Origin of the sequence: Roseovarius sp. 217 (assembly GCF_000152845.1) — a bacterium.
In the GTDB taxonomy this organism is placed as follows: Bacteria; Pseudomonadota; Alphaproteobacteria; order Rhodobacterales; family Rhodobacteraceae; genus Roseovarius.
This window is the reverse complement of the sequence record NZ_CH902584.1, coordinates 2852393-2866354: the sequence shown is the minus strand read 5'-3', so window position 1 is coordinate 2866354 and position 13962 is coordinate 2852393. Positions and strand designations below refer to the sequence as shown.

The window sequence follows — 13962 nt, the reverse complement described above, 5'->3', positions numbered from 1 at the left end:
TAGTCTGTGCGACAGGTGCCTTAGCCCGCCCGCGCACCGTCCACGGTTTCCGCCAAGGCTTCGGCCCGCGCGGCAATCTCGGCCAGCGTCTCGACCACCGCATCAGGCACCACCGGCACTTCGATCCGTTGCGCCTCTGGGCCGGGCGCATTGCGCAATTGATCCAGCTCCGCTTCTTTCTCCGCCAGCCGATCCTCGGCCTCGCGCAGCTTGTCCTGCAACCCGGCGGTTTTGTCCGCCAGCATCAAACCCGCCATGAGCAACATGCGCGGCTCGGGGATACGCCCGATCTGCGCCGCCAACACGGCGGCCTCCTCATCCAGCATCTTGGCAGCGGCATGCAGGTAATGCTCCTCACCCGTCTGACAGGCCACTTCGAAATTGCGCCCCCCGATCTCGATCTGAACCTCAGGCATCCGATGTCTCCGTTTTGTCGTTCTGGTCTGTTTCTGCGTCAGCCTCGGCAATCACCTGCCCCAAGGCCCCCAGCACCGCCTCTACCTCGCCACGGTCTGCGGTGCGGGCGGCACGCAGCCCCTCCAACTCCGCCATCATGGATTTGTTGATCAGATGCGGCTCGGCCACGCCTGCCACATTTGCGTCGCGCAGCGCCTGATTGTTGTCACGCAACTGCTGATTGGCCTTGCGCAGTGATTGCAGGTCCGCATCCAGCTTGCGCAGGCTTTCGACCTGCGCGCCCTCCGCCGCATCCAGCTTGCTGTGCAACGCCTTGATCCGCTCCTGCAACTGCGCATTGGCCAGCCGCTCGTCCTCGATCTGTTCATGCAGCTTGCCAAGGTATTCAAGATCACCCGCCGCTGTGGGGCGGTCCTCCAGCCCCTGCGCGATGCGGTCCAATGCCGCCGTGATCCGTGCCTGCAACTCGTCTATCTGACTCATCCTCGGAGGTCCTCACTTGTATTGCCCCTATGTCCCACGAATCGCACACTGGGCGGGTTTTGATCAAGTCTAATGAAACCATCCCTGAAATGCGCCCCCAATCCCGCTCAAAGCCCCTGATCCACCGCCTCGCGCTTGAACTTCTGCACCGGGCTGGTATGCAACGCGCAGTCATTGCCCCATTCAAAGGATGTCACCCCCGTGGATATCGCTGCCCTCCGCTCTGCCAACCCCGATCATTGGAAAAAGGCCACCGCCATCCGCGCGCTGACCCTCGACGCCGTCGCCGCCGCCAATTCCGGCCACTCCGGCATGCCGATGGGCATGGCCGATGTCGCGACCGTGCTGTTTGAAAAGCACCTGAAGTTCGATCCCAGCAATCCCAACTGGCCCGACCGCGACCGCTTTATCCTCTCGGCGGGACATGGCTCGATGCTGCTCTATTCCCTGCTGCATCTGACCGGCTATGCCGACATGACGCTCGATCAAATCCGCAATTTCCGCCAGTGGGGCGCGAAAACCGCAGGTCACCCGGAATACGGCCACGCCACCGGGATCGAGACCACCACCGGCCCTCTGGGTCAGGGCATCACCAATGCTGTGGGCTTTGCCATGGCCGAGGAAATGCTGCGCGCCCGGTTCGGCACCAAGCTGATGGATCACTACACCTATGTGATCGCCGGCGACGGCTGCCTGATGGAAGGCATCAGCCATGAGGCCATCGGCCTTGCTGGCCGCCACCAACTGTCGCGCCTCGTCGTGCTCTGGGACAATAACAACATCACCATCGACGGCACCGTTGACCTTGCAGACCGCACCGATCAGGTGGCGCGCTTCCGCGCCTCCGGCTGGCATGTTCTGGAAATCGACGGGCATGACCCGGTGGCGATTGATGCGGCGCTGACCGAGGCCAAGACCACCGATCAACCCACGATGATCGCCTGCAAGACCCATATCGCCCTTGGTCACGCCGCACAGGACACCTCCAAGGGCCACGGCGCGTTGACCAACCCAGAGCAACTGACCGCCGCCAAAGACGCTTATGGCTGGGCAAACGGCCCCTTCGAAATCCCCGCCGATGTCAAATCCGCATGGGAGGAAATCGGCAAGCGCGGGGCCAGCACCTATGCCGCATGGGCCAAGCGGCTCTCCGCGACATCACCGGCCCGTCAGGCCGAGATTGCCCGCATCTTCAACCGCGACATGCCGACCAAACTTTCGGCCCGCATCCGCGCCCTGAAAAAGCAGATCAGCGCCGAGGCCCCCAAAGTGGCCACGCGCCAATCCTCCGAAATGGTGCTGGAGGTGGTCAACCCGATCCTGCAAGAAACCGTGGGCGGCTCTGCCGATCTCTCGGGCTCCAACAACACCCGCTCGGGCGATATGACCGTGTTTGACGTGGACAACCGCGCAGGCCGCTATATCCACTGGGGCATCCGCGAACATGGCATGGCCGCCGCGATGAACGGCATGGTGCTCCACGGCGGCATCCGCCCCTATGGCGGCACCTTCATGTGCTTTACCGATTACGCCCGCCCGGCCATGCGTCTGGCGGCCCTGATGAAAATCCCGACCGTGTTCGTGATGACCCATGACAGCATCGGTCTGGGCGAGGATGGCCCGACCCACCAGCCGGTCGAGCATCTGGCAATCAGCCGTGCCACGCCCAACACCTGGGTCTTCCGCCCCTGTGATACGGTCGAGACCGCCGAGGCCTGGGAACTGGCGCTCACCTCGAAGGAAACCCCCTCGGTCCTCTCGCTCACCCGGCAATCCCTGCCCACCCTGCGCCGCGAGCATAAGGCCAAGAACCTCACCGCCCAAGGCGCCTATGTGCTGGCCGACTCAGAAGGCAAGCGTCAGGCGATCCTGATGGCCACCGGCTCTGAGGTCGAGATTGCCATGAAGGCGCGCGATCTCTTGCAGGCCGAGGGCATCGGCACGCGCGTCGTCTCCATGCCCTGCTGGGAGCTGTTCGAGGAACAGGAGGACAGCTACCGCAAACGCGTCCTGCCCGCCGGCCCGGTGCGCGTCGCGGTCGAGGCGGCGATCCGCTTTGGCTGGGACCGCTGGCTCTACGGCGAACGCGGCCGCCGCGAAAAGGGCGGCTTTGTCGGCATGCATGATTTCGGGGCCTCCGCCCCTGCCCCCACGCTCTACAAGGAATTCGGCATCACGCCCGAGGCGGTGGCAGACAAGGTCAAATCCCTGCTCTGAAGAGACTAAGCCTAATGAAAACGCCCGGGCGCACTGCGTCCGGGATTTTATTCATGGCAACGAGTTGCAGTGCGGATCGCTGAGCCCCGCGCGGAATCAAGGTGCCGCAGGCACCGCCGCGCAGCGCCCGTCCGCCCCCTCGGGCGGGCGCTTTTGCACCGGCTCACCTCATTGAAAACGCGGAAGGCTTGGCTGGCATAAATTGCCCACTACAACTGTAGTAGCGCCCACCCGGCGGACGGGCACCGCGCGGCTCCTCCCCATCAGCCCCAACTTGCGCGCCCCCATACCCGCGCCCTACACTCCCCCATCATGCCCAGCCTCTGCCGCGATTGCCTCACCCGATTCGACACTGCCCGGCGCTGCCCCGCCTGCGGCAGTCCGCGTATCGTGGCCCACCCAGAACTTTTCGACCTCTCCATCGCCCATATGGATTGCGACGCCTTCTACGCCTCTGTCGAAAAACGCGACAACCCAGAGCTTGCCGACAAGCCACTGATCATCGGCGGCGGGCGGCGCGGCGTGGTGTCCACCGCCTGCTATATCGCCCGCATCAAGGGTGTGCGCTCCGCCATGCCGATGTTTCAGGCGCTCAAGCTCTGCCCCGAGGCGGTGGTGATCAAACCCCGCATGCAGGTCTATGCCGAGGCGTCGCGCGCCATCCGCGCCATGATGCTCGATCTCACCCCCGCCGTGGAACCGCTCTCGCTCGATGAGGCGTTTCTCGATCTGACCGGCACCGCGCGCCTGCATGGCGCGCCCCCGGCTGTGATGCTGGCCCGCCTCATCAAACGCATGCGCGACGAGTTGGGGCTCACCGGCTCCATCGGCCTCAGCCATAACAAGTTTCTCGCCAAGATCGCCTCGGACCTCGACAAACCCCATGGCTTTGCGGTGATCGGCGCAGGCGAGACTGCCGATTTCCTGCGCGACCGCCCCGTTAGCCTGATCTGGGGCGTGGGCCAGTCCACCCTCACGGCACTGAATGACGCAGGCATCCGCAGCTTTGCCGATCTGCTGCGCTGGGACCGTCGTGACCTGAACGCGCGCTTCGGCTCCATGGGCGACCGGCTCTGGCATCTGGCGCGCGGACAGGACCGCCGCCGCGTCTCGGCCAATGCGCCGGTCAAATCCATCTCGAACGAGACCACATTTTTTGAGGACACCCGCGACATTGACCTGCTCGACGGCCATATCTGGCGCCTCGCGGAAAAGGTGGCCGACCGCGCCAAGGCCCGCAGCCTCGCAGGCCGCGTCGTCACGCTCAAACTCAAGCGCGCCGATCACCGGCTGCTGACCCGTCGCCACGCCCTGCGCGACGCCACGCAACTTGCCGACACACTCTACCGCACCGCCCGCGCGCTCCTGGATCAGGTGCCACCGGGGACCGCCTACCGGTTGATCGGCGTGGGCCTCTCGGACCTCGGGCCAGAGACCGGCGCAGATCGGTCCGGCGACTTGCTGGACCCGCAAGCCGTTCAGCGCGCAGGCGCAGAACGCGCCCGAGACGCCATTCGTGCCAAATTCGGCCCCGATGCGATCGTCAAAGGGCGGGCCTTGCGGTAGGAAGGGCGTGAGAGGCTCGATTATGTTTTGAACTATGCCCCAATCACCAAAGCGCGGAGTCAAGGTGCCGCAGGCACCGCCGCGCTGCGCCCGACCGCCCCGTCGCACCGTAGGTGCGCCACTTTTATTCCGCACGCCTCCGGCGTGACGGGCGGGCGCATTTGCAACGGCTCAACGTACTAAAAACGCGGAAGACTTGGCAGGCATAAATTGCCAATAAATACTGTTGCTGCGCCCACCCGGCGGTCGGGCACCGCGCGGCTCAGCTATACAACCTGCCCCCTACTCCGCCGCCAAAGGAAGCGCCTCGGCGCGCCCGATCTCGGCGATGTCGCGAATCACGCCCGAGAGCAGGCTGCGGAACGCCTCGAAATTTCCATTCGGGCGGATCAACCGCTCGTTCATATAGAGCGCGCGATCAATCTCCACCTGCACCGCATGACATCCGCGCGCAGGCCGACCATAGGCTTGCGTCATATAGGCCCCGGCAAAGGGTGTGTTGCGCGTGACCACCAGCCCGGCATCGGCAAATGCCGACTCGATCCGGTCCATCACCGCCCCATCCGCCGCCGCTCCGAACCGATCCCCCAGAACGATCTCGGGCCGCCGCACACCGCGCCGCGCCACCGCATCCATCGCCTCATGCGGCATCGAATGACAATCAATCAGAATGGCCTGCCCAAACATCAGATACGCCTGATCCAACTGCCCCTGAAGCGCGGCGTGATACGGCTTCCAATAGCTCTCGATCCGATGCTCGGCCTCGGCCATGCTCAGCTTGCCGGAATAGATCGCCTGCCCATTCGCCACCACGCGCGGGATGACCCCAAGGCCCGAGGCCACGCGCGGATTGTGCCCCTGCCGCGACACACCGTCGATCAGCGCCGGGTCCAACTCATCGCAGCTTCGGTTGAGATCGACATAGGCCCGCGGCGCGCCCGCTTTGAGCAGCGGCGCGCCATAGAGCGGTGCCGCCTCGAACAGTTGATCGACAAAAGCATCCTCCGAGGACCGCACCGAATGCTCGTTGAGCGTGGTCCGCCGCAAAAACGTCCACGGGTAATCCCGCCCGCTGTGCGGCGAGGCGAACACCACAGCCGTGGTCCGCCGTTCGGGATGCGTGAGGTGATAGGCGACCTTGGGCATGCGCGTTCCTTTCTCTCACGATAATAGACTGAAATTGAGCTTCTAAAAGCCCTTGATCCCCTCTCCGACTCCTTTTATAGACCAGCGAACCGGCGCGGATTTCCGCGCCCCTCTTTTTGGGGCAGGCGATCGGCTGGCATTCATGGGCGATTAGCTCAGTGGTAGAGCACTTCGTTGACATCGAAGGGGTCACAAGTTCGAACCTTGTATCGCCCACCATGAATTCACTGTCCCGCACTTGCCGGGACGCCCGCAACCCCAGGCGCTGGCCCGCGCCGCGACAACCGAGGAGACGACCATGAAGGTTCGTAATTCGCTCCGCTCGCTCAAGAACCGGCATCGGGATTGCCGTGTCGTGCGCCGCAAAGGCCGCGTCTACGTCATCAACAAGACCCAGCCGCGCTTCAAAGCCCGTCAGGGCTGAGCCGCGATCAGCCTTGGCTGAGAGATCAAAACCCCGCCCAACCGGCGGGGTTTTTCTTTGGGGGATGGTCATCTGAACCAAGAATAAAACCCGCCCCCGCGCGGAATCAAGCCCGAAGGGCGCCGCGCGATCGCTGGGCCGTCCCGCGGCCTAGCGATTTTGAGAGGAAGCCGACCTCTGAAAGGTCATACGGACTTTGCTGGCATAAAGTGGCAGCCATGGCCGTTGTATCGCTAGTCCCCGGCCCAGCGACCGCGCGGCTCATTCTGCCACTCCCTCGCCACAAGAAAAGGCCAGTTCTAGGACTGCTCTAGATCAATCCCTGAGCAACTCGTTGATCCCGGTTTTGGAGCGCGTCTGCGCGTCCACCCGCTTGACGATCACCGCACAGTATAGGTTGATCCCGTTCTTCGACGGCATGCTTCCTGCCACCACCACCGAATAGGGCGGCACTTCGCCATACATCACGGCCCCGGTCTCGCGATCCACGATCTTGGTGGATTTCCCGATGAAAACCCCCATCCCCAGAACCGATCCTTCGCGCACGATACAGCCCTCAACCACCTCAGAGCGCGCGCCGATGAAACAATTGTCCTCGATGATCGTCGGCCCCGCCTGCATCGGCTCCAGCACGCCGCCAATGCCGACACCGCCCGAGAGATGCACATTCTTACCGATCTGCGCACAAGAGCCCACCGTGGCCCAGGTATCGACCATGGTGCCGCTGTCCACATAGGCGCCCAGATTGACAAAGGACGGCATCAAAACCACGCCCGGCGCGATATAGGCCGATTTGCGCACGACACAGTTCGGCACGGCCCGAAACCCGGCGTCGCGCCACTCGGCATCGCCCCAGCCCTTGAACTTGCTGTCCACCTTGTCCCACCAGCCAGCGCCCTGCGGCCCGCCGGCATGGATTTCCATATCCTTGATCCGGAACCCCAAGAGCACTGCCTTCTTGGCCCATTGGTTCACATGCCACTGACCATCCGCCTGCCGTTCGGCCACCCGTAACGCACCGCTATCGAGCGCATTGAGCGTCTCCTCAATCGCCTCGCGGGTCTCGCCTCCGGTGGCGGGCGTGATCGTATCGCGCGCCTCCCAGGCGGCCTCGATTGCGGTTTCCAGGGCAGCATTCGACATGGGCATCTCCTCGGGTTTCCATCGCGTGTCCCCCGCCTATAGGGCCAAGCGCGGGCAGGATCAATCCGACCCCACGTCGAAACCCTCAGCCGCCCCGGATCAATTCATCCTCATCATCGGACGCCGACAGACCCAACGCCTCCAGACCGTTTTCCAGATGATCCGACAGATGCGGCGTGCCCAGGAGGTAATCCGCACAGGGCGTCGTTGCCTCTTCCTCTGCCGTCCGTTTCGCCTCTTCCAGTTCCTCAACCTCGAAACTGCCCCGGCCGATCCACATCACGGCGACCAGACTGGCCTGTTCATCCTCACTCAACCGCTCGATGAAGGCGCGCAATTCGCCCTCCGCCCGACCAAGCTCGCGCGCCATAATAACCACCTGCGCGATTTTATGTACCGTGATGTCCAGCATCGGACCGCCCTCCTGTTACGCGTATCTTAGCACAGGAATGACGGGCGCGCAGCCACCCGTCCTTGATCTCACGCAAACAGCCGGTAATAGGCCCAATCCGGTAAAAACCGTGACAAACGAAAGACATAGCTGAAAAGTCGCGGGAAATGCCGCTGAAAGGCCGCCGCGTCGCACATCAATTCGAACATCTCTTGCGCCGCGGCCTCGGGCGTCATGATAAAGGGCATGCGAAACTGGTTCTTGTCCGTCAGCCGTGTCTTGATGAAACCGGGATTGGCCAGTTGCACCCGCACGCCGCTGCGCCACAGATCGGCCCGCATCGATTCGGCCAAGGACATGGTCGCCGCCTTGGACGCCGCATAGCCAATCGCCCCCGGCAATCCACGAAAGCCAGAGAGCGATCCGGTCAACACCACATGTCCCGCGTCCCGCGCCACCATATCGGGCAAGACCGCGCCAATGACCCGCACCGCGCCGGTGAAATTCACATCCGCCATGGCGACCGCGTCCTCGGACTTCCACTCGGTCGCGGGCATCGGCCAATAGACACCCGCCAGCCACACCAACCCGTCAATTTGTCCCACCGCGCGCGCCGCTTCGGCCACGCTGGCATCGTCGCGCACATCGACCGGCACCGCACTGGCCCGCCCCGGCAGGCCCGCCACAACCTCATCAAGCCGCTCGGCATTCCGCGCCGACACGATCACCTCGGCCCCCGCCGCGCTGATCTTCTGCGCCAGCGCGGCCCCCAGACCCTCGCTGGCCCCCACCAGCCAATAGCGTTTGCCGCGCCAGTCCATCATGCCTCCACCCGGCGCATCACCGCCACCAGTTCCGCCACCTTGATCCCGAACTTGCGGAACTGACTGCGATTGACCACCACACCATTGGGGGCCAAGTACATCCAGTCGGTCACGCTCAGCACATGACCGCCCGCCTCCTTGGGCAGGCGGATGCGGTAACAGAGCCGCGCCGCCGCCCCCAGTTGCCGCCCGGCACCGGTGCCGACCAAATCGTCGGCCTCTGCCAGGATGCTTCCGTCATTACCAAGCTCCAGACGCCACTCACGGTCCTGAGAATTACCGCTGTCATAATCGAAATGCTCGCGCATCACACCGCGATTGCCCTGCCAGCTTGCCTCGAAATCCCCCGTGAACCGCGACGCGACCCGCCCGAGCGGACCATAGATCACGCCCTCGCATTTGATCGCACCGCGCAGATGCTCGCGCAGATCAAACTGCGGCCCCTGCCCCGCGTAATCCTCCGGAACCTGCGCGCCGAACCCCGCGAGCCGCTCCTTGAGCAGCACCAGCGCCAGCATCACCGCCGCCCCCAGCCCTATCCATCCCAAAACCTCCATCGGATCAGCTCCCTTCCTCAATCGGTGTTCGGGCCAAGAGCGCAATGGCCAAAAGTTTCAACACACAGGGCACCGCTCCATAGAGCAGGCTAAGCAGCATCAGCGCCTCACCCGGATTGGCCTGCCCCGCCTCGAACCCGCCCGCTTCCAGCAGCGGCAAGAGCGCCACAGCCGCCAGCGCCAGCGTGAATTTCGACACAAACGACCAGAGACCAAACCCCTCCGCCGCCCCCGGCGAAACCTGCGCCATTCGCCGCGCAAAAAGAGCGGGTAAAAGCGTCATATCCGCCCCCATCGCCGCCCCGGAGGCCACGCAGATCACGCCAAAGGCCCAGAGATCACCCGCCCCGAGCGTTACCGCCCCGGCAAAGGCGGCAATCGACAGGACCATGCCTCCCAAGAGCATCCGCTTGGCCCCAAACCGCTCAGCCAAGGCGCCCCAGACCGGGGCCGCCGCCGCCGCCGCCAGGAAAAACAGCAAGAGAAACGGCCCTTCCCACCCCGGCGCTTGCAACCGGCTCTCGACAAAGAACAAGAACAGCGTCGAACTCACCGCCACGGGGGCTGCATTGACCATCGCCACCATCAGCAACCGCCGCGCCACGGCATCGCGCAGCACCGGGCCAAAGCCTGTACCCGGCACGCCTCCGCAATCCTGCCATTGTCCAACCATGGCCAACCCCGCCAGTCCCGACAAAATCGCAAAGCCAAGGGCAAAACCGCCAAAGCCACCCAAAACCACCGGCGCCACCGCCGCCGCACAAATCCCCAAGAGCGCGCCGGTTTCCCGCCACCGCGCCAGCCGCAAATGCCCCTGTCCCGGCAGCCGCGCCGCCGTGGCCACGCCCTGCGCGTAAAAACAGATGGTGAGATAGCTGAAGGCCGAAAACACCAGCACCAGCATCGCCGCAAACCACCAGAGCGGGGCAACAGGCGGCACCACCGCGAACAGCCCCAGCATCGCCGCCGCCATCACCGCAACCGCGACCCAGACGCTCATCGCACGATGCGCGCGCAACCGCTCCGACAACCGCCCGAGTGCCGGGTCTTGCACCACATCAATCAGCCGCAGCGCAAAGAGCACCGCCCCCAGCGCGCCCAGTGACACGCCATATTCGTCCACATAGAACTTCGGCGCGTGAATATAGAGCGGCAACCCCGCCGCCGCGAGCATTGCCCCAAAGAGCGCATAGCCCGGCAGACGCGGCGCAGCCTGCGCCACGGTCCCGGCCAAAACCGCACTCACCGGCTCACCTCATCGGCGGGCGGCACCGGGCGGCTCTGAAACGACGCACCCTTCCACCACAGCTTGAACGCCTGCCAATGGATCAGGCCCAGCACCCGCCGCGACCCAAATGGCCGCCGCAGCATGGCGCGCAGAAGCCCCCAATTGGTCAACCTCCGACGCTGACCCACCAGCGTGGCGATCACCCCGCCATGGGCGCCGGTAAAATCAATCCAGATGCCGATGCGATCCTCGCGCAGATCAAACCGGAATTCATACCCGCCCTCGATCCGCAGGAACGGCGAGACATGAAAGACCTTTTTTGCCTGCAACCGGTCCTGCGCCGTGATCGGCCCCATGTCATCGCGGTGACACAGATAGGAATGGCGATCCCCATAGGTATTGCTGACCTCGGCGATGATCACCGGCACCTGACCGGCGGCATCGCGACAAATCCAGAAACTCACCGGGTTGAACACATGTCCCAGAATACGCGGCTGTCCCAGCAGCTCGATCCGCGCAGGCGGTGGGATCTGCCGCTCGGCCAACACCTCCCGCACCCACGCCGCGCCACGCCCCTGCCCCGGAACCCCACCGTGATCTGCATCCCAGACCGAGGCCACCCCCCGCCGATTGCGCCCGAACAGACGCGGTGCCGCAGCCTCGGTCTCGGCATCCAGCAGCACATAGTCGATCCCATAGCGAAAGGCATTCTCGATCCCGCCCTTGCGCCCATGCCAGGTATGACCCGCGATATGGTCGATCCGCCTCATTCCGCCGCCACAGCCGAGGCGGCGCGCGCATAAATCGCTTCGGCCACCTCAAGGCCACTTGCCAACCCGTCCTCGTGAAACCCATTCCGCATCCATGCCCCGCAAAACCATGTGTTGCGCCGCCCGTTCATCGCCCGCACGCGGGCTTGTGCCGCCACCGCCCCCAGATCATAGACCGGATGGCGCAGCGTCACCTGATCATAGATCAACTCGTCCCGAATGGGCCGCGTGGTGTTGAGCGTGACGAAATGCGGATCGTCCTCGGGGATCGGTTGCAGGCTGTTCATCCAATAGGTCAAATCAATCTGCCCCGCCCGCTTGACCCTTGCCTCGGTGTAATTCCACGACGACCAGACCGCCCGACGCCGCGGCATCACACTGGTGTCCGCATGCAGGATGATGTCGTTGGGCTGATAGGCAATCGCCCCCACGCTGCCGCGCTCGCTCTCATCCGCATCAGCGAGCAATCGCAGCGCGTCGTCGCTATGCGCCGCAATTACCACCTCGTCAAACTGCTCCCAGTCGCCGCCCTCGGCCCGCACCTCCACACCCTCTGCGAGGCGCCGGATACCTGCGATTGGCGCACCCAACCGGATTTCGGCCCCCTTCGAGCGCAAGGACCGCTCCAGCAGGCTGACATAGGCGACCGACCCGCCCACAACCGTATACCACTGATGCTGCTCGCTATAGCCCAGCAATCCATGCTGCTTGAAAAACGTCACCAGCGCCTGCGCCGGAAACTCCAGCACCCGCTCCACCGGCATCGACCAGATCGCCCCCGAAAACGGCGTGAGGTAATAGTCGCGGAAAGAGCAGCCCAACTGCATCTTGGTGATAAGCCCCGCCATGGTCAGCCCCGGCTCCTTGCAAGCCTCCAACGCCCCCTCATTGAACCGGAAAATATCGCGCAACATCATCCAATGCGCCGGGTTCATCACATTGCGTCGCTGGGCAAAGAACGCCCCCGCCCCTTGCAAACCATATTCCAAGGCCCCGCCGCGGAACGACGCCCCAAAACTCATGGTACTTGGCGCAACCGGCACATCCAGCCGCTCAAAGAGCGCGTTGAGGTTGGGATAGGTCGCATAGTTGAACACGATAAAGCCGGTATCGACCGGCTGATCCCCGCGCTTGCCCGCCATGATGGTGCGCGCATGCCCACCCAATCGCGGCTCGGCCTCGAAGACCACCACATGATGCCCATCCGCAAGACGGTCTGCGGCCCCCATGCCCGTGATACCTGCGCCGATCACGGCAATTTTCTTGCGCACCGCGGCGCCTGTCTCAAATGGCATGAAGCGTTCAACCTGCTAATTCGTGCTCGTGCTTGCAATACGCACCGACACCGCGAACGGATTACAATCAGTCTGGAAACAAATCGCGGTTTATTTATGACGAGATGTGATCCAACCCCGCGTTTTCATCGTAAATCTGTCATGTTAAACGAAGCCATCCTCCTGCGTGACCCTGACCCCTCGCCGGTGCTTGTCACCCGTGTTAAGAGGTCCGCGACAACAATGAAACGGGCAGGACCGGCCAAGGTGACAACGATACGTGAGCGGGAAAACACGGATTGGGTGGCTTGCATCGCGGCCATCCGCGAGACGCAGGACGAGGCCGCCTTTGCCCGGCTCTTTGGGCATTTCGCCCCAAGGGTCAAGGCGTTCCTGATGCGCTCGGGCGCCGATGCCACGCTGGCCGAAGAATGCACCCAAGAGGTGATGGCTACGCTCTGGCAAAAGGCACATCTCTTTGATCCATCCCGCGCCTCTGCGGCGACATGGATCTTTACCATCGCGCGCAACCGCAAAATCGACGCGCTGCGCAAACAAAAACGCCCCGAACCCGAGGATCTGCCTTGGGGACAGGACCCGGAACCAGATCAGGCCGATACGCTCGCCCTGCAACAAGAAAGCGACCAATTGAGCGAGGCGATTGCAGCGCTTCCCCAGAAACAACGCGAGTTGATCGAAAAGGCTTATTTCAGCGATCTCAGCCATTCCGAGATTGCAGCACAAACCGGCCTGCCTCTCGGCACGATCAAATCCCGCATCAGACTGGCGCTCGACCGCTTGCGCCACACAATGAAGTAAAGTGTATACCATGACCAGAAAACAGATCACCCACCACCTCAGCGACGCCCTTTTGATGGCCTATTCTGCCGGCAGCCTGCCAGAGGCGTTCAACCTGACGGTCGCCACGCATATCTCCATGTGTGACGAGTGCCGCGCACGGCTCGGCAGTTTTGACAGTCTCGGTGGCGCGCTGATCGAGACCTCCGAAACGGCGGCCTTGGCTCAGGACAGTCTCGCCGCAACCATGGCGCGGATACGCAGGGCCCCGCCGCAGACGGTGACATCGCCCGTGCGCCCCGCGCCCGGCCTCTTTCCGGCACCGCTGCGCGACTACATCGGCGGCGATCTCGACGCCGTGCGCTGGCGGCCCGTCGGCATGGGTGTGAAACAGGCGATCCTGCCCACCTCTCGCGCTGCCACGGCACGTCTGCTCTTTATTCCCGCTGGCGCGGCTGTGCCTGACCACGGCCATCGCGGCACCGAACTCACGCTGGTGCTGCAAGGGGCGTTTTCCGACTCGGTGGATTATTTCGGCCCCGGCGACATCGAGATTGCCAATGAGGATCTCGATCACACGCCCGTCGCGGATATCGGTGCCGATTGTATCTGTCTTGCCGCAACCGACGCGCCCTTGCGCTTTCGTGCGCTCATTCCCCGCCTCGCACAACCGTTCCTGCGGATTTGAGCCAGAGGCTCAGCACCTCTGCCGCCTGTGGACCTC

General features: G+C 63.7%; 15 protein-coding genes and 1 tRNA gene. 6 read left to right on the top strand and 10 right to left on the bottom strand.

Annotated elements, in window-relative coordinates; genetic code table 11:
* Positions 1 to 20: 20 nt before the first annotated feature.
* Complete coding sequence (locus ROS217_RS13625) at positions 21 to 416, bottom strand: cell division protein ZapA (RefSeq protein ID WP_009818350.1); 396 nt, start codon at positions 414 to 416, stop codon at positions 21 to 23.
* Positions 409 to 900: a hypothetical protein gene (locus ROS217_RS13620; protein WP_009818349.1), complete on the bottom strand. Its 492-nt coding sequence runs from the start codon at positions 898 to 900 to the stop codon at positions 409 to 411. The genes ROS217_RS13625 and ROS217_RS13620 overlap by 8 nt, the downstream gene beginning before the upstream one ends.
* Positions 901 to 1101: 201 nt before the next feature.
* Between ROS217_RS13620 and tkt the strand changes: the two genes are divergently transcribed.
* Both tkt and ROS217_RS13605 read left to right on the top strand, forming a co-directional pair.
* Positions 1102 to 3117 carry a transketolase gene (gene tkt / locus ROS217_RS13615; RefSeq protein ID WP_009818347.1) on the top strand — a complete coding sequence of 672 codons (2016 nt, stop codon included), beginning with the start codon at positions 1102 to 1104 and terminating at the stop codon, positions 3115 to 3117.
* 312 nt (positions 3118 to 3429) lie between these two features.
* Positions 3430 to 4683 carry a DNA polymerase IV gene (locus ROS217_RS13605; RefSeq protein WP_083781545.1) on the top strand — a complete coding sequence of 418 codons (1254 nt, stop codon included), beginning with the start codon at positions 3430 to 3432 and terminating at the stop codon, positions 4681 to 4683.
* Positions 4684 to 4965: 282 nt separating this feature from the next.
* Here the strand turns inward: ROS217_RS13605 and ROS217_RS13600 are convergent, their stop codons facing one another.
* A complete protein-coding gene (locus ROS217_RS13600; RefSeq protein WP_009818344.1) occupies positions 4966 to 5829 on the bottom strand; it encodes an N-formylglutamate amidohydrolase in 864 nt (287 codons plus the stop codon).
* A gap of 144 nt (positions 5830 to 5973) precedes the next feature.
* On the opposite strand from ROS217_RS13600, the gene ROS217_RS13595 reads away from it, so the two are divergent.
* Positions 5974 to 6048: transfer RNA gene (locus ROS217_RS13595), tRNA-Val, on the top strand.
* A gap of 79 nt (positions 6049 to 6127) precedes the next feature.
* Positions 6128 to 6253 carry a type B 50S ribosomal protein L36 gene (gene ykgO / locus ROS217_RS13590; protein WP_008282420.1) on the top strand — a complete coding sequence of 42 codons (126 nt, stop codon included), beginning with the start codon at positions 6128 to 6130 and terminating at the stop codon, positions 6251 to 6253.
* A gap of 315 nt (positions 6254 to 6568) precedes the next feature.
* Here the strand turns inward: ykgO and dapD are convergent, their stop codons facing one another.
* From dapD to ROS217_RS13555, 7 genes are all read right to left on the bottom strand, one after another.
* On the bottom strand, positions 6569 to 7396 hold the full coding sequence (dapD, locus tag ROS217_RS13585) for a 2,3,4,5-tetrahydropyridine-2,6-dicarboxylate N-succinyltransferase (protein ID WP_009818343.1): 828 nt from the start codon (positions 7394 to 7396) through the stop codon (positions 6569 to 6571).
* Positions 7397 to 7481: 85 nt separating this feature from the next.
* The gene (locus ROS217_RS13580; RefSeq protein ID WP_009818342.1) at positions 7482 to 7808 is read right to left on the bottom strand and encodes a DUF3775 domain-containing protein; all 327 of its coding nucleotides are present in this window, start codon (positions 7806 to 7808) and stop codon (positions 7482 to 7484) included.
* Positions 7809 to 7876: 68 nt separating this feature from the next.
* Positions 7877 to 8611: an SDR family NAD(P)-dependent oxidoreductase gene (locus ROS217_RS13575; protein WP_009818341.1), complete on the bottom strand. Its 735-nt coding sequence runs from the start codon at positions 8609 to 8611 to the stop codon at positions 7877 to 7879.
* Positions 8608 to 9168, bottom strand: coding sequence for a DUF3833 family protein (locus ROS217_RS13570; RefSeq protein ID WP_009818340.1), 561 nt, complete (start codon positions 9166 to 9168; stop codon positions 8608 to 8610). The genes ROS217_RS13575 and ROS217_RS13570 overlap by 4 nt, the downstream gene beginning before the upstream one ends.
* 4 nt (positions 9169 to 9172) lie before the next feature.
* The gene (locus tag ROS217_RS13565) at positions 9173 to 10414 is read right to left on the bottom strand and encodes an MFS transporter (RefSeq protein WP_009818339.1); all 1242 of its coding nucleotides are present in this window, start codon (positions 10412 to 10414) and stop codon (positions 9173 to 9175) included.
* Positions 10411 to 11166: a DUF1365 domain-containing protein gene (locus tag ROS217_RS13560; protein WP_009818338.1), complete on the bottom strand. Its 756-nt coding sequence runs from the start codon at positions 11164 to 11166 to the stop codon at positions 10411 to 10413. Before ROS217_RS13560 ends, ROS217_RS13565 begins: the two co-directional genes overlap by 4 nt.
* On the bottom strand, positions 11163 to 12461 hold the full coding sequence (locus ROS217_RS13555) for an NAD(P)/FAD-dependent oxidoreductase (RefSeq protein WP_009818337.1): 1299 nt from the start codon (positions 12459 to 12461) through the stop codon (positions 11163 to 11165). Before ROS217_RS13555 ends, ROS217_RS13560 begins: the two co-directional genes overlap by 4 nt.
* A gap of 222 nt (positions 12462 to 12683) precedes the next feature.
* Between ROS217_RS13555 and ROS217_RS13550 the strand changes: the two genes are divergently transcribed.
* A complete protein-coding gene (locus tag ROS217_RS13550; protein WP_009818336.1) occupies positions 12684 to 13259 on the top strand; it encodes a sigma-70 family RNA polymerase sigma factor in 576 nt (191 codons plus the stop codon).
* Positions 13260 to 13269: 10 nt separating this feature from the next.
* On the top strand, positions 13270 to 13926 hold the full coding sequence (locus ROS217_RS13545) for a ChrR family anti-sigma-E factor (RefSeq protein WP_009818335.1): 657 nt from the start codon (positions 13270 to 13272) through the stop codon (positions 13924 to 13926).
* The last annotated feature ends 36 nt before the right edge of the window (positions 13927 to 13962 follow it).